Below are 22,933 nucleotides of genomic sequence, written 5' to 3' on the forward strand. Positions count from 1 at the left end.
GCCGTGAACGACGCTGTCATCCAACTGGACTCCGTGAGCAAGATCTATGGCAAAGGGGAGGCCGAAGTACGGGCGCTTGATTCCGTCAGCATCTCCATTGACCGGGGCGACTTCGTAGCCATCATCGGTGCCTCGGGCTCCGGAAAGTCCACCATGATGAACATCATCGGTTGCCTCGACGGCGCCACCCAGGGGACTTATCACCTGGACGGCATCGATACCGGGACCTTGGACGAATTCCAGCTCGCCCAGATCCGCAACCGGAAGATCGGCTTCGTCTTCCAGAACTTCAACCTGATACCGCGCACGCGGGCCGTGGACAACGTCTCCATGCCGCTCGCGTACGCAAAGGTGCACCGCAAGGAACGGCGCGAGCGGGCCCTGGAAGTGCTCGCTTCGGTGGGTTTGGCGGAACGCGCCGACCACAAGCCTTCGCAGCTCTCGGGTGGACAGCAGCAGCGCGTTGCCATCGCCCGGGCGCTTGTGACCAACCCCGTATTGTTGTTGGCCGACGAGCCGACGGGAGCCTTGGACACCAAGTCCTCGCACGAAATACTGGATCTCTTCGAGTCCTTGCACGCCAACGGCCGGACCATCGTGATGATTACCCACGAGACGGACGTCGCGGCGCGGGCCAACCGTGTTGTGCGATTCCAGGACGGACACATCATTGAGGACCACCGGCTTCGGGACGTCCACGCCCACCCGGTAGCCACGGCGGTGCCGGCATGATGATCGCCGAATCCGTCCGCTTCGCCCTGACAGGGGTGATGGCCAACAAGATGCGCTCCATCCTCACCACGTTGGGCATCTTGATCGGCATCGCATCCGTCATCATCCTGCTGGCCGTAGGCGCCGGAACCTCCAACGCCATCAAGACCCAGATCGGCAAGCTGGGAACCAACGTGCTTACCGTGAGCCGCCAGACGACAGCCGGCGGCCGAGCCGCAGGCGGACAAGCCGTCACCGGTCCGCGGTCCCGTGGCACCAACCTCACGCTCCAGGACATGGCAGCGCTGACGGATCCCGTGATGGCCCCCGACGTCGCCGCAACGGCGCCGGTGGTCACGGCACAGAACGTCACGGGTACTTACCAGGACGCAACCCACGCGGTCGCAACATTCGTGGGGACCACGCCGTCGTACTTTTCCATTTCGAACGACACGCTCGCGGCGGGATCCTACTTCAGCGATGGTGACGCCAGCAGCGGCACCGCAGTGGCCGTGATCGGCAACACCGTGGCGCAGGACCTGGTGGGCAGCTCGGTGACCTCGGCCGTGGGGCAGACCATCGCCCTCAATGGCCAGAACTTCGTGGTCTCCGGCGTCTTGGCTCAAAAGGGGTCCTCGGGCCTCAACGATCCGGATGACATTGTGGTAATCCCCTACAGCGCAGCCCAGGACAAGTTCACGGGGTACTCGCCGTCCCTCGCCTCGATCACGGTCCAGGCGAAGTCAGCGGACGTGATGAACCAGGCCCAGAACGAGGTTCAAATGATCCTCGATGCCAGGCACAACGTCACCTCCGCCAACCGTGACTATCAAGTGCGGAACCAGGCGCAGATCCTCACGACCGCCACCACCACGACGGCGACGCTGACCGTGCTCTTGGGAGCCGTGGCCGGCATTTCGCTCCTGGTGGGCGGGATCGGCGTCATGAACATCATGCTCGTCACGGTCACCGAACGTACCCGCGAAATCGGCATCCGCAAGGCGATCGGAGCTTCGCGGGGCAGCATCGTGAGCCAATTCCTGATCGAATCGCTCATCATTTCGCTGATCGGCGGAGTGCTCGGAATCGCCGCCGGCTATATCGGCAGCGCCTTCCCCCTGCTGGGAACACAGCCCGAAGTCCAGTGGTGGACCGTGTGGCTGTCGTTCCTGGTATCCGCGGCGATCGGCTTGGTATTCGGAATCTACCCGGCCAACAAGGCGGCGAAACTCCGGCCGATCGACGCCCTGCGGTACGAATAGCCGCCCACAGTTCCACTCCCCAGCAACTAAAGAAAACAGCCAAACAGGAGATCCCTAAATGTCCTACTCAGCACCGGAGCCCGGCACCACCAACCAGCCGGAACCCCAGCCGCCCTACACCCAGCAGCCGCACGCCGGACAGCCGACCGCGGTCCTGCAAGCCACCGGCCAGGAACCCAGCGGACAGGGCTGGGGCCAGCCCCAGCCGTCGGAGCCGTTCGTGCCCAAGAAGCGCTTCAAGATGGGTCGCTTGACGCAGATCCTCCTTGCAGTGCTGCTGGTTGCCGTCGGGTTCTTTGCGGGCGTCGGCGTCACCAAGGCAATGGACGCGGGCCAGGCCCGTCCCGGCCGCGGCCAGTTCCAGAACTTCAACGGCGGCCAGGGCCGGAACCGGCAGAGCGGCGCTCCGACCAACGGGGCATCGCCGACCGCCATTCCTTCGGCACCCGCCACCTCGGCTCCGTAACTACCGCCGCCGTAGCCACCCAACTGACTCGCAGTTGTTGTCGTTTTGACGCTTCATAACGACAACAACTGCGAGTCAGTTGCTTTTACCGAGGGGCTTCGCGGCGCCTGCCAACCACAGGGCAATCAGGATCGGAACACCGATGGCAAGCAGGGCCATGTGGATTCCGGTGTGGTCGCCCAAGTAACCGAGGAGCGGCGGACCGGCGAGAAACGCGACATAACCGATGGTCGAGACCACCGACACGCGTGCGGCTGCGCGTTTCGGATCATCCGCAGCAGCGGACATGCCCATCGGAAAGGCCAGGGCTGCGCCGATGCCCCAAAGGGCCGCACCCGCCCCGGCAAGGACCAGGTTTCCCGCGAAGACGAAGAGCGTCAGGCCCACTGCAGCGGCGGCCATGCTGACCCGCAGCACGGATACGCGCCCGAACCTGTCGATCGCGCGGCCGCCGAAGAAACGCATGAGTGTCATCGCGGCCACAAAGAGCGCAAACAAAAGAGCGCCCGTCGATTCGGAAGCATTCAGGCCATCCACCGACGCCTTGGCGATCCAGTCGTTTCCGGCGCCTTCCGTGAGGGTCGCCCCGAGGACCACGACGCCGATCAACAGGGTGCGGGAGTCCCGCCAGGCCGAGGGGCCCTTCACGGCGGGCGCGCCGTCGTCGGGCATCGTTCCCGTGGTTTCGTGGGGCATGAAGTAACGGGGTGCGATCAAGGTGAGAAGAACCACGACGCCGGCGATGACCAGCAAGTGCTCCGGAAGTCCAACGCCGATCTGGGAAAGCCACGCACCAAGCACCGCACCCACAAAGGCGCCCCCGCTAAAAGCCGCGTGGAACTGCGGCATGATGGTGCGCCCGAGGCGATGTTCGACGTCGGCCCCTTCGATATTCTGCGACACATCCCATAGCCCGACCCCCACGCCGAAGAAAAACAGCGCAAGCGCGGTGGCGGCCACGGAGCCGGCCATCAAGGAGAACGCGATGGCCGCTCCGGCAGAGGCGGCCAGCAGACCGGCAGCGCGGACGGTATCGGCCGTACCGATCCTGCCGACAACCCACCCCGCGGAGGGCAGCGCCACAAGGGACCCGACGGCGGTGCACAGCAGCAGGGTGCCCATCTGGCCTGACGTCAGGTGCAGGGTCTGGGTGACGGCGGGTATCCGGGCCGCCCAACTGGCAAAAACCAGCCCGTTCATTCCGAAGACCAGGAAGGTGGCGATTGCTGCGGCTTTGACGTTCGGGGCGGTTCGGGTGCTGGTGGTCATACGGTCACAACTTCCACGGAGAGATTTTCAAGTAGGGTGCGTTCTTCAGTGCTTGGCTTCCGGTCCGTCACAATGACATCTACCGCATCCATGGCTGCAACCAGAGCCACGGCCTGTGCATTCCATTTACTTCCCGTGCAGGCCACGATTACCCGGCCGGCCGATTCCAGGCCTGCCCGTTTGATCGCGGCGTCCTCGAGATCGTGCGCCAGCAGGCCGTCCTTGAGGTTGATGGCACAGGGCGTGACGATTGCGGCGTCGAAACGCAAGGAGCGGATGTTGGCCTCTGCCATCGGCCCACGGAACGACTGCTCGCCGGGAACCAGGCTGCCGCCAGGCAACAAGAGACCGGGACGCCGTCCAGAGGGAATGTCGGCGGCCAGGAATTCCACCGCACGAAGGGACATCGGCATGATGGTCAGTTCCCGCTGCGCGAGCCGGCGCGCGATTTCCGTTGCCGTGGAACCGCTGTCCAGCCACACGTGATCGCGGTCGCGGAGCAGCCGTTCGACGCCGACGGCGATTCTCTCCTTAGCGTCCTGGTCCTCGAGTTCGCGCTGCCCATAGCCCGGGTTGTCACCGCGGTCCACGAGGCTGCGGGCCCCGCCATGCACGCGGCGCAGGACGCCGTGGGAAGCGAGGATTTCCAGGTCGCGCCGAATAGTGGCCCCCGAGGCTCCGCATTCGGCAACGAGCTCGTCAACCGTGATCTCTTCACGCTCACGCAGCAGCTCGCCAATGAGCCGGTGGCGGTCAGCAGTTCTCATGCTCATATGCTATCCAAGAATGAGCATTTAATCATCAGTCGTGATCATATGGGCGAGTGGTTTGGACGTGCCCGGCGCGAGAGCGGGGCGCGGAGTGGATGTGGAACTCGCCCTGCGTGACACCGGCTCAGACGCTCGCTCACCTATGCGGCACTTCCGGTAGACGCTCGCTCACCTATGCGGGGTTTCAAGCTGACGCTCGCTCACCCATTCAAGACGTGAGCGGACGTTCCCGAAAAAACCACCAAAGGTGAGCGGGCGTCGGTGGCGCCTGGAGGCTAGCGCGCCCGCTCTACCCGGGACTCGTCCCAGACGGGCTCTGCGGACTCGTAGACTTTGCCGTCGGATCCGAAGACGAGGAAGCGGTCGAAGGACTTCGCGAACCAGCGATCGTGGGTGACAGCCAGGACGGTGCCTTCGAACGCGTCGATGGCACGTTCCAAGGCTTCGCCCGAGTGCAGGTCCAGGTTGTCCGTCGGTTCGTCGAGGAGCAGGAGCGTGGCGCCCGACAGTTGGAGGAGCAGGATCTGGAAACGCGCCTGCTGGCCGCCGGAGAGCGACTCATACTTCTGTTCCGCCGAGCCCACCAGCCCGTAGGAGTCGAGCGCGCCGGAAGCAGCCTCGCGGCCCAGCCCGGAACGGTGTTCGTCACCCCGGTGCAGGATGTCCAGGAGCGTCCGGCCGATGAGGTCCGGGCGGGAATGGGTCTGCGCGAAGAATCCGGGACGGATCCTGGCACCCAGTTTGACGGTTCCTTCGTGCGGAACTTCGGCGATCTCGACGTCGGAAACGGGCAAGTGCTCGCGCTCCGGGTCGGTGCCGCCAGCGGCGAGGAGCCGCAGGAAGTGGCTCTTGCCCGAACCGTTGGAACCCAGCACGCCCACGCGGTCGCCGAACCAGATTTCGGTGGAGAACGGCTTCATCAGGCCCGTAAGTTCAAGCTTTTCAGCCACCACCGCTCGTTTGGCCGTCCGGCCTCCCTTGAGGCGCATGTTGACGTTCTGCTCCAGCGGCAAGGCCTCGGGCGGCCCGGCCTCCAGGAACTTGGCGAGCCGCGTCTGGGCAGCCTGGTACTTGTTGGCCATGTCCGAGCGGAACGCCGCCTTGGTTTTGTACATGATGACGAGTTCCTTGAGCTTCAAGTGCTCCTCGTCCCAGCGTTTGCGCAGTTCCTCGAAGCGCGCGTTGCGGTCGATGCGCGCGTCCACGTAGGTGCCGAAGCCGCCGCCGTGCACCCAGGCCCCGGCGCCGTTGATGCCGGGTTCCAGCGTCACGATGCGGCCAGCGGCGTTGTTGAGCAGCTCGCGGTCGTGGCTGATGAAGAAGACCGTCTTCTTGGATTCATTGAGCTTGCTTTCGAGCCATCGCTTGCCCGGAACATCGAGGTAGTTGTCCGGCTCGTCGAGGAGCAGGAGCTGATCCGGTCCGGAGAACAGTGCCTCGAGCACCAAGCGCTTTTGCTCGCCGCCCGAAAGGCTCGACGCCGGTCGGTGCTGCGCGCGGTCGAAGGGGATGCCCAGCGCTGCCATGCAGACTTCGTCCCAGACGGTCTCGACGTCGTATCCTCCGGCGTCTCCCCAGTCCACGATCGCCTGGGCGTACCGCATTTGGGTGGGCTCGTCGTCGTGCTCCATCATGGCGAGCTCGGCGTCCTCGACCGCCTTCGCGGCGGCGGCGAGAGCTGGCGGCGCGGCGGAGACGAGCAGGTCCCGCACGGTTGATTCATCGCGGACCTGGCCGACGAATTGGCGCATGATGCCCATGGTGCCGGAGCGTCCCACCACTCCTTCGTCAGGCGTGAGATCGCCGGCGATGATCTTGAACAGGGTGGTCTTTCCCGTTCCGTTGGGCCCGATCAGGGCTGTTTTGCTGCCGTCCGGGACCTTGAAGGTCACGCCGTTGAGCAGTTGGGTGCCGTCGGAGAGGAAGTAGTCGATGCCTGAAACGTCAATATGGGCCACGCGTTCAATCTTCCCACGGACCGCGGGGGGCTCCTCAGCCGCCCAGGTGGTCCGCACCGACGGCACCAGTGAGATATCGCTGGATGGTCGGCCCCAGCGCTCGGGCGACGACGGCGTGCGGCGTCGAAGCGATCGGCTCCAGCTTGATCAGGTAGCGGGTCAGGATAAGTCCGGAAATCTGCGACGCCACCAGGTTTCCGCGCCACGACGCCTCTTCCGCGGACACCCCGAGGCCGGCCAGAAGCGGGTTGATGGCGCGGTTGAGGATGAACTCGCGGACCAGCGCGGCACTCCACTCATGTTGCATCGCCGTCCGCAGAACCGCGACGCCGGCTGCCCCCGCGGGCGAGTCCCACACGGTCAGGACACGCATTACCAACCTCTCCCCGACCCCTTCCGGCGGACCGCTGAGGACCGCCGTGATGTGGTCCTTGGGGTCCACGGGGGACTCAAGCGCAGCCATGAACAGCTGCTCCTTGGTTCCGAAATGGTGGTTGATCATGGACGGATCCACGCCGGCCTCCGCCGCGATGGCCCGGACAGTCGCGGCGTCATATCCTTTACGGCTGAACTGTTCGCGAGCCGCACTGAGAACCGCGTCCCGGCTGCTCACGCGTCCGGGCCGCCGCCCTCTGTTCACAGCGATTTCCGGTTCGCGGCGGCCTTCCGGCGCGCAAAGTCCGGGGCGTGTTCCGGCCGCGGCCCGAAAGCGATCATGAGGGCTGGAAGTTTCCGGAACCACGGCACGTGGCGGGCGATAAAGACCACCGGACTGGGCGGGCCCATCAACTGGCCTTTCACTGCGGGGCCGAAAACGGCTTTCTGGATGAGGAGCTGAACATTCTGGATCACCACCGTGGGGAACCATCGCCGCTTCTGCACCGAGGCCAGGTCGGCTTCGCCCAGGGTGCCCTGAAGCAAAGGGCGGGCAAGGCGCTGGGCTGCCGCGACTGCGTCCTGGATGGCCAGGTTGATCCCCACACCGCCTGCGGGCGACATGGCGTGGGCCGCGTCTCCGATGAGGAGCAGCCCGGGTTTGTGCCATGGCTTGATCCGGTTGAGCTTCACGTCGAGCAAATGGAGATCGTCCATGGACCTGATTTCGTCCACGCGGTCCGCCAGGTCCGGGCGGATGCGGGCCACGCGTGCACGGAAACTCTCCACCCCTTCGGCCCGCAATTTCGGATCCTTGCCCTTCTCCGCGATATAGGCGATCTGGTAGAAGTCCTTGCGGGTCAGGCTGAGGAGCACATCGACGCCGGAGAAGCGGGGCACGATCGAAGCCAACTGTTCCTGTTCATCCGCACGCCGGGACAGCCTGAACCACCACGTGTCGAACGGCACGGGGAACTCACGGGGGACGAGGCCCGCCTTCTGCCGGAGCACCGAGCTGCGGCCGTCACATGCCACCGTCAACGTCGCGCGAAGCTCCCCCGTTCCGATTTCGACGCCGGACGCCGCGTCCCGGGTGCGGTACGCCACCCCGGCGACTTTCCCGCCGTCGTCGTACAGCAGATCCGTGGCCTCGGTGTTCATCCGGAGCGTGAACTCCGGCTCTTGCTGTGCGGCGTCCACCAGGAAGTTCAGGAGGTCCCACTGCGGAACCATGGCTACGTAATCGTAGGGTGGCTTGAGGCGGTCGAAGTCGGCCAGGGTGACCTCCTTGCCGCCCGTGGGGAGTTTGAAATTGCCGAGCTTGCTTTGGGGCAAGGCCCGGAATCCTTCGCCCAGCCCAAGCTCATCCAACAGTCGGATGGTGGAGGCATGGACGGTGTCGCCGCGGAAGTCGCGCAGGAAGTCGGCGTGCTTTTCAAGGATCGTGACCTCGACGCCGGCCCGCGCCAAGAGGAGTCCGAGCATCACCCCGGCGGGTCCCCCGCCCGCGATGACGCATGTGGTGCTTTCAGGCTGGTCCATGGCCACTCCCGGAGTTGAACTTCATTCCGCAACTAATTCAACAAGCGTTGAATTAAGTGTGCACCCGCCTCGCGGTCGTGTCCAGAGGCTGCGACGCCCGCTCACATACCGAGCCACGTTACCAACCGAGAATCTTTCCCTCCTGGGCCGCTGCAACTGCCCCATGCTGACGGGGGCGCGATCGGACGGTGGTGGGTAAGCGGGGCTGAAATCCTTGCTGCGGCGTCGACGTGGGTTCCCCTTGATGCTGTTGCTCTTTGGCTTTACCTTCCAGCAGAAGGCGCGGCGGGACAGCCTGAGAACACGTCCATCCAGAGGACGAACACCAGCGGTCTGCGGGCCGCGAGTTCAGCCGGCGGCGGTCAGGAACGATTTGAGCAGCGGACCGCTGGTAGTCGCACCGAGGCCGCCGTCTTCCACGAACACTGCGACCGCCAGGTCTCCATGCACTGCAACGATCCAGGCGTGAGTCTTGGGCGGGTTGTCATTTCCGAATTCGGCCGTTCCGGTCTTCGCGCCAACGGGCGCCCCTGGCACTGACGCCAGGAAACCGGCATGGCCGGAGGTCACCACCGCCCTCATCATGTCGGTCAGCGCGGCTGCCTCAGCCGGGGTGACCGGTTTGTCGGACGCTGCCGCGATGGGGGACTCCGAGGCACCGGGGGACGCCGACGACGGCGGGCCGGACGGCGTCGGCGTGGCACCTGCGGAGGGCGGGACTGCGCCGGGGTTCAGGACGAGTTGCGGCGACACCGGCGCGCCGTGGGCCACCGATGCTGCCATGATGGCCGCCGCGAGCGGCGAAAGAAGCACTTTGCCCTGGCCGATCATCGAAGCTGCGTGCTCGGTGCCATCAGCGTTTCCCGGTACGGAGCCCAGGAAGGCGTCAGCCCCCAGCTTCGGGGCTTGGACTGCCACCCCCAGCGAGGTTGCCGCAGACTCGAGCTGGGCTTGGCTCACTTTGTCGCGGGAACTGATGAAGGCCGTGTTGCACGAATGCGCAAAAGCGTCCCGCAATTCAACAGAACCCAGGGACGACGCCGGGTAGCCTTCGGCGTTCTTGAAGGTCCGGCCATCCACCGTGATTGTGGGCGTGCACTCAACCTTGGAATCCGGCGTCATTCCATTGCGGATCAAGGCGAGGGAATCGACGATCTTGAACGTGGACCCCGGCGCGTACTGGCCGAGCATGGCCGTGTTGTAGCCGTTGCTGCCGGGACCGGAGGCCGCTGCGAGGACGGCGCCGGTGGAGGGACGGAGTGCCACAATTGCCGAGGCCGGCCCAACACCGGCCAAGGTGTCTTCGGCGAGCTGCTGCAAGCGCGGATCCAGGGTGGTCTTCAACGGGTCGCCGGGCTTCGCATCGACGGCAAAAAGCACTCGGCGCGGATCCGGATTTGCTGCCTTGATCTGGTCGTCTGTCATGCCTTGCGGCCGGGCTTTGATGGAGACCCCGTCCTGGCCTCGGAGTTGAGTGTCATATTGCTCCTGCAGGCCACCGGATCCGACGGTGTCTCCCACCTTGAGGGCGCCCCCGGACTTTTGGATCTGTTCGGCGCTTGCCTCGGCCGCGGTCCCCAAGACGGCGCGGGCGAAGGTGCGGGTTGGTGCCAAAGGCAGAAAATCGCGGATGCCACGGGCGCCGGGAATCGCGGCAATCTGCTGGTCTGTGACCGTCCGGCTGCCGTCCTCGCGCAGCGTGATGGCACTGACGAAGGCCTGCGGGCCGGAAGCCTGGACCTGTTTCACATACGCGCCTTCGTCCACGCCCACCAGTTGCGCGAGCTTCGCCGCGGACGCTGCAGGATCGGCCGATCCAATCGTTGTCTTGTCGATCCCCACGTGAACCACCGGACGGTAGCTGACCAATTTCGCGTCCCCTGCGCCGAGGATGTCGGCCCTGGATGGCGAATTGACGGTCTTGTCCAGGACCTCGCCGTCCTTAAGGTCCGGCTCCAGGAGTGCCGAATTCCATTGGACCGCCCATTTGTCGCCGGACTTCTTCAGTGCAGCCTGGGAGGTGTACTTCCACTCCGCGGTCCCGATCTTCCATGTGAAGTTGAGCGGGACGGACGCTTTGTCGCCGTCGAGCGTCACCGCGCCGCTCTCAACGGAAGGCTTGGCCGGATCAAGGGCCGCGAACACCGCTTTGAGCTGCTCGTTTGCCGCCGAGGCATCCTTGCCGTCAACGGCGAGCGATCCGACGTCGAACGCCGCCAAAGAGGAGGCGAGCTGCTTGGCCGCGCCCTCCGCCCCGGAGCGGCCGTCATCGCAAGAGGTCAGCGACCCGGCAATCATCAGGGCGGCAAGCCCCAGGACAATGTTTTTAGTTTTCCCCATTCGCGCCATTATGCCTTCTTGGACCGACAGGAATGATCCAAATCACAGCACGTTGCGCTTTTGTGATGCTTCAGGGGTTCGAGAACAGCGCGTAGCCACTTTCCCCAAGTAACGCGCAGTAGGTGTCGTTTTCGACCCCCAGAACGACACCTACTGCCAGTCATTTGGGTCCGCGAGGCACCCGGGGTGCGCGCGCCGACTCTACTGACTGCGGATGATCCTGCGCTGCGTCGCCGCCGCGATGGCCGCGGTCCGGTTGTCGACGCCCAGCTTGCCGTAAATGTGCACCAAATGGGTCTTGACCGTTGCCTCGGAAATGAAGAGTTGCCTCGCCATCGCACGGTTGCTCATCCCAGTGGCGAGGAGCTCCACGAGTTGCACTTCACGGGCACTCAAGGCGTTCACCGGATTGCGGATCCGCCCCATGAGCCGGGCGGCAACCTCGGGTGCAAGGGCCGTCTGACCCGCCGCCGCAGACACCACGGCCTGCCGGATTTGCTCAGGTGGCGCGTCCTTAAGCATGTATCCGCTGGCACCGGCCTCTACCGCGGCGAGGATGTCGGCGTCGTTGTCGTAAGTGGTCAGGATCAGGACCGGCGGCGGGGGAGTCCCGGCTTCCCCGGCTTTGATCTTGCCCGTGGCGGTGACGCCGTCCATGCCCGAGCCCATTTGCAAGTCCATGAGAACCACGTCGACGGGTTCGCCGAGGGTGTGGAGCTTCGATAGTTCCGCCAATGCGGCGGTGCCGTCGGAGGCTTCCGCCACCACGCGGACGCCTTCGAAGTCGGAAAGCATGGCCCGGAGCCCAGCGCGGACCACGGGATGATCGTCAACAAGCAGGACCCTGATGGTGGTCACGGGGTCCCCTCCAGGGCTGCGTTGCCGGTCCCCAGCGGCAGCCGGATTGCCACCACGGTCCCCTCCCCGGGAGCCGACTCGACGTCGAGCGTTCCGTTGAGGGCAGCGAGCCGCTCGCGCAGGCTTTTGAGCCCGACGCCGGTTCCGTCGTCGCGGGTTGCTGCGGCAGCCGCCGCTTCGGGATCAAAGCCCGCACCGTCGTCGAACACATCCATGGTCACCTCGGCGTCCAGGAAGGAAAGGGTCACGACGGCGGCGCCCGCCTGGGCATGCGCCCACACGTTCGCCAGGGAAGACTGAGCCGCGCGCAACAGGGTGGTCCGGTAAGGGTTGGGCAGCGGCACCGGCGTGCCTTGGAGCTCGAAGCGGCAGCGCAGCGTGGCTCCCCGGGCGGAAGCCTCGGCCTCGGTCTTGGTGCAGAGGCGCCGCAGGGTGTCCGCCAGCTCAGACTCATCCAGTTCGGGGGATCCAAGACCGCGGACAAAGTTGCGAGCCTCCGCCAGGTTGCTGGCTGCTGTCTCACGGACGGTCCTGAGCCGGTCGCGGGCCGCGGCGTTGTCACCGGCGTCGAGGGCCTTCTCCGCCGAGCGCCCCATCAGGACGATGCTCGAGAATCCCTGCGCCAGGGTGTCGTGGATTTCGCGGGCGAGCCTTTCGCGCTCTGCCAGCACACCGGCGTCGTGTTGGCTTCGTGCCAATTCGGCCCGGGTTCGGCGCAATTCCTCGGCGGCAAGGCGTTGGTTCTCCGCCTCGACGTAAAGCGCCCGATAAGCCAGGCCGGTGACAACCGCGAAGGCGGCCCCGAAAACAGGCCCGAGGACCATGGCAAGTTGCAGGGCATCCGCCCCGGCACCCCGGTTATGGAACCACATCGCCGCGATCAGGAGCGCGGTACTGGCAGCGATCGCGGGAAGAGCGAAACGCCGCGGCAGGATATGCAGCTGCAGGAAGAACAGCGGGAAAGCTATCCACGCGAAGTCCGGACTGATGAGCATGAGCAGCAGCCATAGGAATCCGACGACGGCGAGCCACCAGCGCGCGTATGGCTTCGGATTGAAACGCTCGGAATGGCCGGCGTGCCGCTTCTCGAGAACCGTCCCTGCGAGGTAGACAGCAGTCAGTAGCAGCGACAGGCCGAGGCCTGCCCCGGTGGCGAAAGGCGAAAGGCCCGCGACTGCAAGCCTGACGACCGCCACCAACAAGAGCACCGCAAAACCGACGTGCAGGCTGACGCGCAGGACACGCAAAATCACGGCGGAACCAATGGGCTGCGTGTCATTGGGCTGCGCCGTGTCACCTGTTTGCTGCCGCGGCGCAGGCGGCGCGGCGACTTGCTGCGAATCGTCTCCCTGCATGCCCTCCAGCGTAGCCTCGCCCTCCGACACTTTTGCCCCGGTTCCGCCGTATTCGGCTCCAATCAACCAAACGGTTGATCCCGCGGTCAACCAAGGCGATCGGATGGGTCCATCCACTTCACGATGCTTCAGCCGCCAACTGCCGGGAAAGTTGAAGCAGGACCAGAAAATCGCCTCCGAACCAAAGGAATTCCATGTTTCTCGCAGTGCGCGACATCCGCTTCGCCAAGGGCCGCTTCGCCCTCATGGGAAGCGTCGTCGCCCTCATCACACTCCTCCTCGTCATGCTCTCCGGACTGACCGCGGGCCTCGGTGACCAGTCCACGTCGGCCATCTCAGCCCTTCCGGCGCAGCAAATCGCCTTCGGCGCCCCAGCCGGGGGCGAGGCCAAGGCCTCCTACACGGAATCGGAAGTCTCCAACAAGCAGCTTGAAGCCTGGCGGAACCAGCCGGGTGTTGCTTCTGTCGAAGCGGTGGGTATCACCCAGACGCGGTTCCAATCCCTCGATTCCTCCAATAATGCCGCCGGCACTGCCAACGTCGCGGTCTTCGGGGCCGACGGCGGCATCTCGCCAGTGGCGGTCAGGGACGGCGAGGTGGTGGTCGGGGAGGCCTTGGCGAAGGAACTCGCGCTGAGTACCGGGAGCAGCGTGACCGTGGGCGGTACCAGCCTGACGGTTTCCGCCGTTACCCAGGATGAGTGGTATTCGCACACCGGGGTTGTCTGGACTTCCCGGGCGACGTGGCAAAAGCTCGCACATATTCCTGCCGGGGAATCGATTGGGACGGTCCTCGCGGTGACCTACGACGCCGGAGCCTCCGTGGACCCCGACGCCGCCAACGCAGCAGCCGGCACGGTGAGCGCCACGCCTAGTGGCTCGTTCCAGGCCCTCGGTTCCTACAAGAGCGAAAACGGCTCCCTCATGCTGATGCAGGCCTTCCTCTACGGTATCTCGGCGCTTGTCATCGTGGCGTTCCTGACCGTCTGGACTGTGCAGCGCACACGCGATATCGCGGTGCTCAAAGCCATGGGCGCTTCGTCCGGCTACGTCGTGCGCGACGCCTTGGTCCAAGCGGGAATCGTTTTGCTCGCAGGGGCGGGACTGGGCGGCGGCGTTGGCGTGGTTGGCGGCTTCTTTGCTGCCAAGGCTGCCCCGTTCCTCGTGACTCCACTGACGACGCTCGTCCCGATTGCCGGAATCGTGATCCTCGGGCTTGGCGGTGCGGCGCTGGCCGTACGCAGCATCACCAAGGTGGATCCGCTCATCGCCCTTGGCGGCAACTAGGCCAACGCCAAAACCTAATATTCCATGAAAGGCATATCAATGAACCCCGTACTGAACCTCGTCAACGCCACCCTGGAGTACCCGGACGGAGACTCCACCCTCAAGGCCCTGGACGCCGTGGATCTCAGCGTGGACGCCGGCGAGTTCTTTTCCCTCGTGGGCCCGTCGGGCTCCGGGAAGTCCTCGCTTCTTGCCGTGGCGGCAACACTCGTTCGGCCGGGTTCCGGGCTCGTCATCATCGACGGCACGGATGCCACTGGACTCAAGGACCCCGAACTCACTTCCCTGCGCCGGGAAAAAGTGGGCATCATCTTCCAGCAACCCAACCTCCTGCCGTCGCTGACCGCCGTCGAGCAGTTGATCATCGGCGACCACTTCCGGGGAAAGCCTGCCAAAGCGGCACGTGAGCGCGCTACGGAACTGCTCGACGTCGTCGGGCTCGGGAGTTCGCTCAACAAGAGGCCGCACCAGCTCTCCGGAGGGCAGCGGCAGCGGGTAAACATCGCGAGGGCGCTCATGGGCCAACCCCGGGTGCTGCTTGTCGACGAGCCGACCGCGGCATTGGATCACGAACGCAGTGAATCGATCGTGCGGCTACTGCGTCAAGTCACCGACGAGTTCGCGACGGCGACCGTCATGGTCACGCACGACACCGAGTTCCTCCCGCTCACCGACTCCGTCGCCACTATGCGGGACGGGCGCCTCAGTGCGCGCGTCCCTGTCGGCACACCCAACTGACTCGCATTTGTTGTCGTTCTGAGGCCTCAAAACGACACTTACTGCGAGCCAGTTGGCGAAGGCCGGAAGGGTCAGTCCCGGATCACGGCCTCGTCCTGGGCATCGTCATAGGCGTCGCGGGCCTTGAGAATGCTGGGCACGTGATCCTCCGCCCAGAGACGCAAAAGGGTCAAGGGCTCCAGCAAGGAAGCTCCGAGCTCGGTCAGTTCATAGTCGACGCGAGGGGGTACCTGCGCGTGGACGGTCCTGGTGATGAGACCGTCCCGCTCCAGGGTTCGAAGGGTCTGGGTGAGCACCTTCGGCGTCACTACATGGACCATCTTGCGAAGCTCGGAGAACCGGATCGGGCCGTCCGCGAGGACCTGGACCACCAACGAAGCCCACTTGTCGCCGATGCGTTGAAAGATCACCCGCGACGGGCAGTCCGGGTCGAGGATGTTTGCTGGCAGGTCGCTGGTATCCATGAGGTAACTAAGTTCCTTTGAAGCTATCAGTATCAATTAGATACTGTTTTGATATCGCAAGAATAGCAACCCAAGGAGAGTCATGAAAATCGCAGTTTACGGCGCAACAGGCATGGTCGGAAGCCAGATCGTCAACGAATCCCTCACCCGCGGCCACGAAGTCACCGCGATCTCCCGTAAGGGCTCGGAGGTTGCTGGAGCGAAGGCCCTCGCCGCCGACCTCGCTGATGGCCAGAGCTTCGCGGAGGTCGCCAAAGAGCACGACGCCGTCATCCTCGCCACCGGTCCCAGCCGCACCGGCGGAGACCACGGGGAGTGGCTGGCGGCAATGGACACCGCGTACAGCAACGCGGAAGGTACACGTCTCATGATCGTCGGCGGCGCAGGCACCCTGGAGATCGACGGCGTCCGCCTCCTCGATTCGCCCGACTTCCCTGAGGCATACAAGGCCGAAGCAACCACGGCCGCGGCCGCTTTCGCCGCCGTCAAGGAAGCTCCCGAGAGCCTGGACTGGACCGTACTCGCACCTGCGCCGGTCATCCAGCCGGGTGAGCGCACCGGGAACTACTCCACTGCAAAGGATTCTCCGGCCGGCAACACCATCTCCACCCAGGACTACGCTGTGGCCATGCTGGACGAAATCGAAACTCCTGCCCACCGCCGGGCACGCTTCACGGCAGCCAACTAGCCCAACGCCCGCTCACCTATGACGGCACATTCACCAACACCCGCTCACCTCTGACGGAAAACGCGGGCCGCTCCTGTACGCAAGTGAGCGAGCGTTTCGGATTTTGGCGACATAAGTGAGCGGGCGTCGCAGGGGTCATGCGCCTAGGCCAAGCCCGGGTATCGGCAGGCCGAACATGTCTTTCAGGGCATATTCAGCAGCATGGTACCCGGGCATTCCTGTTACTCCAGGTCCTGGAGGCGTAGACGAGGAACACAGGTACACCCCTGGCAGAGGCGTCCGCCACGGCACTGAGGAGAGCACGGGACGCTGTACCAGTCCTCGGATATCCATGGTCCCCGCGCTAAAATCGCCACCCACGTAGTTCGCGTTGTAGTCGGCCAAGCCCGCCGCCGTTGTCGTCTTCCAGCCGACCACCACGTCGCGGAAACCCGGCGCAAATTCCTCGATCCGGGACATGATCGCCTCGGCCATGTCCACCGTGGAACCTTTGGGAACATGACAATAGGACCAGAGAATGTGCCGCCCTACGGGAGCGCGCCCCGGATCCACTATGGATGGCTGGGCCACAAGGACATACGGCTTCGCGGGATGCCGGCCCGCAGCTACAAGGTTCTCGGCCTCCGCCATGGCGGCACGCGTGCCGCCCACATGCACCGTCCCGGCGTCGGCCAAACCTGGAGCCGTCCAAGGCACCGGCCCGGACAGGATGAAATCCACCTTGCATGCCGCATTCCCAAAACGGAATGTTTCCAGCGACTTCCTATAGCGGGCGGGAAGCGCGGCGCCCGCCATGCGCAGCAGTCCTGGTGGTGCGACATCCAGCAGGATGGCCTTCGCGGGACGCAGCTCTTCCAAGGAATCGATCCGCACACCGGTCTCGACCACTCCGCCGTGGGCCTCGATGTCCCGCACCATCGCGTCCGCTATGGCCACGGATCCACCAACCGGAATGGGCCAGCCACCGGCATGGGCCAGCGCACCCAGGAGGAGTCCCGCCCCTGCGGCTGTGGGAGAAGGAAGGGGAGACAAAGCATGCGCCGCCACACCTGTCAGCAGTGCGGGCGCCGCATCCCCGATGAACCGCCGGTTCCACCACGGTGAACCTTGCTCCAAGGTTGCCAGGCCGAGGCGTAGCGCGGCGATCGGACGGGCCGGCATCCGCAGCAACTGGTTCTGCGTCACGTCAAGAACGCCGCCCAGATGCTCCACCAACGGTCCCATGAGGCGGGTAAATGCTGCTCCATCGGCCCCGAGTTCACAAGCCGTCCGCTCCAGCGAGCGATACGCGAGAACTGCCCTGCCGCCGTCGAGCGGTGTTCCGTATTGGACCTCCGGCAAACGCAGCTCCACACGCCGTTCGAGCTCAAAATCCCGGAAGAAACGCGAAGCCAGCGCCATGGGGTGCACAGCGGAGCAGACGTCGTGGATATGCCCCGGCTCCAGCAGTTCAGTCGTCCGCGTTCCACCACCGATCGTCTCGGCGGCCTCGTACACCCGGACAGCCAGGCCCGCCCGGGCCATCACTACCGCGGCGGCCAAACCGTTCGGTCCGGAGCCGACGACGGCGACCTCAGCCATGGCGTTCGCCGTCGCCTTGCGTGGAGCTCACTGAGTCGCGGGGAGTTCCGGAGGTGTCGCGCCCGGATTGCGGCTCGCGCCCGGAACGGTCCTCAGCGGAGTTCACCTCAACGCGCCGCCAGGGGAGCACCGAGGCCGTCGGATTCTTGAGGTCCACCCGAAACCAATCCTTCGCGCCATCGAACAGGCCACCGTGGGGATCGTCCACACCCTGGACCCGGAGGGGATCAAGGTGTGGATCCCAGATGTCCCATGCAACCCTCAACATCAAATATGCCGTTACGGCCATATGCAGCACCACGGCCATGACGTAGTACGGCATATCGATGTTGTTCTGCGCCGCCCCGCCGCTACTGACCTGACCCAGATACATCCAGGTGGCAGCCCAATGCAACGCCTCAGCTGCCTGCCAGACCAGGAAGTCGAGCCAGCGGGGTCTGGCCAATGCCAGCAAGGGCACCAGCCAGAGCACATATTGCGGGGAATAGACCTTATTGCTCAGCACGAAGGCTGCCACGATCAGGAAGGTCAACTGGGCAAGCCGCGGGCGCCGCGGCGCCGCCAATGCCAATACGGCAATCAGAACGCACGCAAGGAGGAACATGTCCATCGCCAAGGCATTGATGGCGTCGGGGCCAAGTTTGGCCAGTCGGAGGCGTTCGGCAACGAGGTTATACGCGAACCACAAGGAGCTGTACCCCGCGGGGCGATCACGGGTGTAATCGAAAAAGTAGCGCCAACCGGCTGGGTTGATGGCCGCGATCGGGACGTTGACTGCCAGCCAAGCGACCGCGGCTGACACGGTGGTCACAAAGAAGCCCCGCAGGCGGCCGCTTCGCAAGGCGAGCAGGAGGATCGCGCCGAGGATAAGCAGCGGATAAAGCTTGGTGGCCGTTCCGAGGCCGATGAACAGGCCCGCCATGACGAGACGGTCCTTCGAGAAGAAGTACATCCCCACGGCGAGCATGGCAACTGCCCACATGTCCCAATTAATGACTCCGGCCAGGACAATCCCGGGCGCGAGGGCCACCATTGCCGCATCCCAAGGCCGGCGACGATTGATGCGCGCGGTAGCCAGAACCACCACGATCCACATGGCCGCAATCAGGGTGGCGTTCACGTCGAAGTAGCCCAGGATCCGATCGGGGGTGGCGCCATGGCCCGGGACCAACCGTGCGGTAGCACCGGCTATCAGCCCGATGATCACCGGATATTCGAACATGCTTTTCGGATCAAGGAACGGGAAGACGCCGTCGGCGAAGCCCCTGCTGCTGAAAAGTTCGGGGAAATCCGAGTAGCAGGTGGCATAGAACTGCTGTGGGGTGTGCCAGCCGTTGACGCGGCAATAGCCCTTGATCATGATCGACACGATGGCGGCGACGATCGTGAGGATGACCAGGACCCGCTCCACGGTGAAGAATCCGGGGGAGATGGCCCCGGGGGAGGACCGCCGTCCGAGGGGTCCCCCGATCAACTCGGTGAAGTTCCTGAGCAAGTAATCACTACGGCTGGGAACCACAAAGCGCGCACGCTTTTGCTGGATGTGCGGCTTTGTCTCCTGCATGGAATCGAGCTTACCTTCAGGCACGGGGCGCTCCTCCCTAAGCCCCCGCTTTAAAGGGCGGAAGCCCACGCGTAGCCGCGCGGGCTTCCGGGGCGAACGGTCCGATGTGTGCCATCAGTCCCTCCTGTAGTGCAGTGGTGGGGACACTCAGCGGATGATGCCCATTTGATGCAGGACGACGTAGACGTCTTCCCGGCGTTGATCCAACAGTTGTCCGTTGAAGAGGGTCTTGTCTTTGACGACGGGCTTGCTGTTGAAGACCATCAAGTCCCTGAGGCGCTTGGCCAAGGGTTCACCTCCTTTCGTTATTGAAGAGAATTGCCGGAATTCAGGCATGACAATTAAGCCCCCTGAATTCGAAGAAAACAGCGGCGGAATTAGGCGCGTGAATGCCAGGCAATGAGGGGTGGATTAAGCGGATTTCTCGAACGACCGTGTCCGTACCGGAGCATGGAACTCCGATAGGGGTATCCAGGGGCAGCCGTCCCCAACAAGAAGCTGGTTCCGAACTATGAGGAAACTGCGCACCACGTCAATCGCGTGATACCGCTCAATGGCAGGCCCAACTCGGAGCCTGATTGCCCCTTGATCAGCCCTGAAACATCAGGGGGAAGAAGGAAATCAGGAGAAGTTAGGCCGCAGGACGGCGTCGAACAGCGAAGGCCGGGGTGCCAGCAACGGTCATCTTCCATCCGCTAGTCAAAGTAATCATTTTCCCAACCTCCTTTTCTGTTTTGGCGCTACCGCAGATGACTGACTGGGTAGCGCACGCCTCAATCCCGGCAGATTGCTCTGGGATCAAAAATAAAGTTACACCATGAATCGCACTGTTGACCAGCCAATTACAAACAATTTAGAAATTAATTCTTACAATCCCCAGCGGAGAATGGCCGGCGTCCGCTTGTCCCATCCCAAGGTACAAACTTTGGCCGTTCCCAAGACAAAGTGGCGTCCTTCCCTCGCGTCCAATTCGAGCCAACGGGCCGTGAGGATGCGGGAAAAATGGCCGTGCGCGACAATCAGGACGTTGTCCATTCCGGACTCGAGGACGCGGGCAATGATCTTGTCGGCCCGGGCCGCCACAGAGTCGAGTGTCTCGCCGTTGGGAACGCCGTCGGTCCAGATGAGGTAATCCGGGTTGTCCTTGCGGATGAGATCCGAGCTGATGCCTTCGTAATCGCCGTAGTTCCACTCCACAGCCAGCGGCTCATGAACGGCGTCGGGGAAGCCCGCCAATTCCGCGGTACGGCGGGCCCGGCGCAGCGGCGATGTCAGGACCAGGTCGAAGTCGATGCCTTCCAGGATTTTGCGCGCTTCCACGGCCTGCTGCTCTCCCTCGACCGTCAAGGGAAGGTCCGTCAAACCGGTGTATTGGCCGCTCTTGGACCATTCGGTCTCGCCGTGACGCATGATCCAGAGCTGTGGCCGGGAGAGTTTGGCTGCAGGGTTCACTTAGGACTCCTCTGGTTCGGCGGTGCCTGCTTTGGCATCGACGGCTGGTTCCGATGAAAGTTCGACGGCGGACTCGGGTTGGCCGGTCCACCATCCCAGGAGCTTGGACTCGGCCTCTTCCTGGGACAGCGGACCGTTTTCCATGCGCTCCTCCAAGAGGAACTTGTAGGCGCGGCCAACCACGGGTCCGGGCTTGAGTCCCAGCAAATCCATGATCTGCGCTCCGTCCAGGTCCGGCCGGATGGCATTGAGCGATTCCTGTTCGGCCAGGACTTCGATCCGTTGCTCAAGGTCATCGTAAGCAAAGGAGAGCCGCTCGGCCTTGCGCTGGTTACGCGTGGTGACGTCGGACCGGGTCAACCGGTGCAGGCGCTCCAGCAAGGGGCCGGCGTCTGCGACGTAGCGGCGGACGGCGGAATCGGTCCAGCCGGCGTCGCCGTAACCGTAGAAACGCATGTGAAGCTCCACGAGCCGCGCCACGGCCTTGATGGTGTCGTTGTCGAAGCGCAGGGCCTTCATGCGTTTTGCGGTCAGTTTGGAGCCCACCATGTCGTGGTGGCGGAAGCTCACCGCGCCGCCCGGTTCGAAACGGCGCGTCGCCGGCTTCCCGACGTCGTGCATGAGCGCGGCGAAGCGCAACACAAAGTCCGGACCCGGCACCGGGCCGTCCGGGCCCGTCTCAAGCGACGCAGCCTGCTCCAGGACCTGCAAGGAGTGCTGGTAGACGTCCTTGTGCCGGTGGTGCTCATCGGCTTCAAGGCGCAGCGCGGAGACCTCGGGGAGGACGAATTCGGCAAGTCCGGTTTCCACGAGGAGGTCGATGCCCGCACGCGGGTGCGCACCGTTAATGAGCTTGACGAGTTCCTCGCGCACGCGTTCGGCGGAAATGATCTTGATCCGCTCGGCCATCCCGGACATGGCGAGGCGGACGTCGTCGTGCACGGCAACGCCGAGCTGCGCGGCGAAACGGGCAGCACGCATCATGCGAAGGGGATCATCGGAGAATGACGCTTCGGGTGCTCCCGGGGTGGCGAGGACCGAGGCGTGGAGGTCGCGGACCCCGCCGAAAGGATCCACGAGTTCCAGCGACGGCAGCCGGAGCGCCATGGCGTTGATGGTGAAGTCGCGGCGCAGGAGGTCGTCCAGGAGCGACGAGCCAAAGGCCACCGCGGGCTTGCGGGAATCGGCGTCGTAAGCCTCGGCGCGGTAGGTCGTGATCTCGATCTGGAAGCCGGACTTCTTCATCCCGATCGTTCCAAAGGCGCGTCCGATTTCCCAGAAATTGTCGGCCCACCTCTTGATGATCGAGAGGGTCTGGTCCGGAGAGGCGTCAGTGGTGAAATCCAGGTCCGGCGAGACACGTCCGAGGAAGAGATCCCGCACCGGCCCGCCAACCAGCGACAGTTCGAATCCAGCGTCCACGAAACGCCGACCGAGGTCCAGGACCACTGGATCCATCTGGAAATTAACTGAAGAACTGTCCAATACTTGCGCCATAGTTCCTTAAGCTTGTCAGATTTCACCGCGCCATCACACCGGATCCTCGTCATTGCGCTGCGATTGGGTGGGAACAACACCGGGATCACGGTCTCACGCCATCCGCACGTCACCGTGAGTCCATGTCCCGGTCATCACCAACGGGCAAGAGTCGTTAGAGTGGACTTCATGGCCAACCCGATCCCGAGTGCTCCTGGCAGGAGGACGAACGCACCATTGCCGTCGGCAATTGGTGCCCACGTCGCGCCCGCTCCGCACCCGGCCCAGGCCGCCCTTCCGACGGTGGAGGAAGTCTCTGCCGGCGGCGTCGTCGTAGACACGTCCGACGGCGAACTAAGGGTTGCGATCATCGCCCGCCTTAATAGGGGTGGCCGGCTCGAGTGGTGCCTGCCGAAAGGGCATCCGGAGGGCAAGGAAAACAACGAGGAAGCAGCCGTCCGCGAGATCGCTGAAGAAACCGGAATCGAGGGCGACGTCCTCGCTCCGCTCGGCAGCATCGACTATTGGTTCACCGTGAGCGGGCACCGCGTCCACAAAACCGTGCACCATTTCCTCCTGCGCGCCACGGGCGGGGAGCTGACCATCGAGAACGATCCCGACCAAGAGGCCATCGATGCCGCGTGGGTTCCCCTCCAGGAATTGGCCCGCAAATTGTCCTTTCCCAATGAGCGGCGCATCGCCGATCTCGCCCGGGAAGTCCTGCCCGAACACCTCTAACGCGGGCCTTTCCTTCCGGCGGACGCCGGTTTGACGCAAC

The 22,933-nt window shown here is 64.2% G+C and carries 21 protein-coding genes; 7 read left to right on the forward strand and 14 right to left on the reverse strand.

The features are described 5' to 3' along the window. The first annotated feature begins 3 nt into the window (after positions 1 to 3). Genes QRN45_RS02545 through QRN45_RS02555 form a run of 3 tightly spaced genes read left to right on the forward strand, consistent with a single transcriptional unit; the run spans position 4 to position 2,439 of the window. Complete coding sequence (locus QRN45_RS02545) at positions 4 to 732, forward strand: ABC transporter ATP-binding protein (protein WP_078107090.1); 729 nt, start codon at positions 4 to 6, stop codon at positions 730 to 732. After that, the gene (locus QRN45_RS02550) at positions 729 to 1,973 is read left to right on the forward strand and encodes an ABC transporter permease (protein WP_241707615.1); all 1,245 of its coding nucleotides are present in this window, start codon (positions 729 to 731) and stop codon (positions 1,971 to 1,973) included. Before QRN45_RS02545 ends, QRN45_RS02550 begins: the two co-directional genes overlap by 4 nt. 58 nt (positions 1,974 to 2,031) lie before the next feature. Then, positions 2,032 to 2,439, forward strand: coding sequence for a hypothetical protein (locus QRN45_RS02555; protein ID WP_241707616.1), 408 nt, complete (start codon positions 2,032 to 2,034; stop codon positions 2,437 to 2,439). Positions 2,440 to 2,514: 75 nt separating this feature from the next. Here the strand turns inward: QRN45_RS02555 and QRN45_RS02560 are convergent, their stop codons facing one another. The 8 genes from QRN45_RS02560 to QRN45_RS02595 all read right to left on the reverse strand — a co-directional run bounded on the left by QRN45_RS02560 (position 2,515) and on the right by QRN45_RS02595 (position 12,906). Beyond that, on the reverse strand, positions 2,515 to 3,708 hold the full coding sequence (locus QRN45_RS02560) for an MFS transporter (protein WP_284762378.1): 1,194 nt from the start codon (positions 3,706 to 3,708) through the stop codon (positions 2,515 to 2,517). Further along, positions 3,705 to 4,475 carry a DeoR/GlpR family DNA-binding transcription regulator gene (locus tag QRN45_RS02565; RefSeq protein WP_241707618.1) on the reverse strand — a complete coding sequence of 257 codons (771 nt, stop codon included), beginning with the start codon at positions 4,473 to 4,475 and terminating at the stop codon, positions 3,705 to 3,707. The genes QRN45_RS02560 and QRN45_RS02565 overlap by 4 nt, the downstream gene beginning before the upstream one ends. A gap of 278 nt (positions 4,476 to 4,753) precedes the next feature. Next, positions 4,754 to 6,436 (reverse strand): ABC-F family ATP-binding cassette domain-containing protein, encoded by a 1,683-nt coding sequence (locus QRN45_RS02570; RefSeq protein WP_241707619.1) that lies wholly within the window; start codon positions 6,434 to 6,436, stop codon positions 4,754 to 4,756. A gap of 34 nt (positions 6,437 to 6,470) precedes the next feature. After that, positions 6,471 to 7,049: a TetR/AcrR family transcriptional regulator gene (locus QRN45_RS02575; protein ID WP_241707620.1), complete on the reverse strand. Its 579-nt coding sequence runs from the start codon at positions 7,047 to 7,049 to the stop codon at positions 6,471 to 6,473. A 23-nt stretch (positions 7,050 to 7,072) separates the two neighbouring features. Then, positions 7,073 to 8,353 (reverse strand): FAD-dependent oxidoreductase, encoded by a 1,281-nt coding sequence (locus QRN45_RS02580; RefSeq protein WP_241707621.1) that lies wholly within the window; start codon positions 8,351 to 8,353, stop codon positions 7,073 to 7,075. A gap of 348 nt (positions 8,354 to 8,701) precedes the next feature. Next, positions 8,702 to 10,693 (reverse strand): penicillin-binding transpeptidase domain-containing protein, encoded by a 1,992-nt coding sequence (locus QRN45_RS02585; RefSeq protein ID WP_241707622.1) that lies wholly within the window; start codon positions 10,691 to 10,693, stop codon positions 8,702 to 8,704. Positions 10,694 to 10,894: 201 nt separating this feature from the next. Beyond that, complete coding sequence (locus QRN45_RS02590; protein WP_284762379.1) at positions 10,895 to 11,551, reverse strand: response regulator; 657 nt, start codon at positions 11,549 to 11,551, stop codon at positions 10,895 to 10,897. Continuing rightward, positions 11,548 to 12,906, reverse strand: coding sequence for a sensor histidine kinase (locus tag QRN45_RS02595; protein ID WP_241707623.1), 1,359 nt, complete (start codon positions 12,904 to 12,906; stop codon positions 11,548 to 11,550). The genes QRN45_RS02590 and QRN45_RS02595 overlap by 4 nt, the downstream gene beginning before the upstream one ends. Positions 12,907 to 13,100: 194 nt before the next feature. On the opposite strand from QRN45_RS02595, the gene QRN45_RS02600 reads away from it, so the two are divergent. Beyond that, positions 13,101 to 14,192, forward strand: a complete 1,092-nt coding sequence (locus QRN45_RS02600) for an ABC transporter permease (RefSeq protein ID WP_241707624.1) — start codon at positions 13,101 to 13,103, stop codon at positions 14,190 to 14,192. 39 nt (positions 14,193 to 14,231) lie between these two features. After that, positions 14,232 to 14,930 (forward strand): ABC transporter ATP-binding protein, encoded by a 699-nt coding sequence (locus QRN45_RS02605; RefSeq protein WP_241707625.1) that lies wholly within the window; start codon positions 14,232 to 14,234, stop codon positions 14,928 to 14,930. Between the two features lie 71 nt (positions 14,931 to 15,001). Here QRN45_RS02605 and QRN45_RS02610 read toward each other — a convergent pair whose 3' ends face one another. Beyond that, complete coding sequence (locus QRN45_RS02610) at positions 15,002 to 15,394, reverse strand: winged helix-turn-helix transcriptional regulator (RefSeq protein WP_241707626.1); 393 nt, start codon at positions 15,392 to 15,394, stop codon at positions 15,002 to 15,004. An 82-nt stretch (positions 15,395 to 15,476) separates the two neighbouring features. On the opposite strand from QRN45_RS02610, the gene QRN45_RS02615 reads away from it, so the two are divergent. After that, on the forward strand, positions 15,477 to 16,082 hold the full coding sequence (locus QRN45_RS02615) for an NAD(P)-dependent oxidoreductase (RefSeq protein ID WP_241707627.1): 606 nt from the start codon (positions 15,477 to 15,479) through the stop codon (positions 16,080 to 16,082). A gap of 135 nt (positions 16,083 to 16,217) precedes the next feature. Here the strand turns inward: QRN45_RS02615 and QRN45_RS02620 are convergent, their stop codons facing one another. The 5 genes from QRN45_RS02620 to QRN45_RS02640 all read right to left on the reverse strand — a co-directional run bounded on the left by QRN45_RS02620 (position 16,218) and on the right by QRN45_RS02640 (position 22,176). Further along, complete coding sequence (locus tag QRN45_RS02620) at positions 16,218 to 17,663, reverse strand: phytoene desaturase family protein (protein WP_241707628.1); 1,446 nt, start codon at positions 17,661 to 17,663, stop codon at positions 16,218 to 16,220. After that, positions 17,656 to 19,227 (reverse strand): glycosyltransferase family 87 protein, encoded by a 1,572-nt coding sequence (locus tag QRN45_RS02625; RefSeq protein WP_241707706.1) that lies wholly within the window; start codon positions 19,225 to 19,227, stop codon positions 17,656 to 17,658. Before QRN45_RS02625 ends, QRN45_RS02620 begins: the two co-directional genes overlap by 8 nt. A 147-nt stretch (positions 19,228 to 19,374) precedes the next feature. Beyond that, complete coding sequence (locus tag QRN45_RS02630; protein ID WP_171983456.1) at positions 19,375 to 19,515, reverse strand: hypothetical protein; 141 nt, start codon at positions 19,513 to 19,515, stop codon at positions 19,375 to 19,377. Positions 19,516 to 20,094: 579 nt separating this feature from the next. Further along, positions 20,095 to 20,637, reverse strand: a complete 543-nt coding sequence (locus QRN45_RS02635) for a histidine phosphatase family protein (protein ID WP_078107119.1) — start codon at positions 20,635 to 20,637, stop codon at positions 20,095 to 20,097. A gap of 42 nt (positions 20,638 to 20,679) precedes the next feature. Beyond that, the gene (locus QRN45_RS02640; RefSeq protein ID WP_241707629.1) at positions 20,680 to 22,176 is read right to left on the reverse strand and encodes a CCA tRNA nucleotidyltransferase; all 1,497 of its coding nucleotides are present in this window, start codon (positions 22,174 to 22,176) and stop codon (positions 20,680 to 20,682) included. Positions 22,177 to 22,392: 216 nt separating this feature from the next. Here QRN45_RS02640 and QRN45_RS02645 point away from each other — a divergent pair, with 216 nt between their 5' ends. Beyond that, a complete protein-coding gene (locus QRN45_RS02645) occupies positions 22,393 to 22,893 on the forward strand; it encodes an NUDIX hydrolase (protein WP_241707707.1) in 501 nt (166 codons plus the stop codon). Positions 22,894 to 22,933: the final 40 nt, after the last annotated feature.

This window comes from Arthrobacter sp. efr-133-R2A-63 (genome assembly GCF_030209795.1).
Classification (GTDB): Bacteria; Actinomycetota; Actinomycetes; order Actinomycetales; family Micrococcaceae; genus Arthrobacter; species Arthrobacter bambusae_A.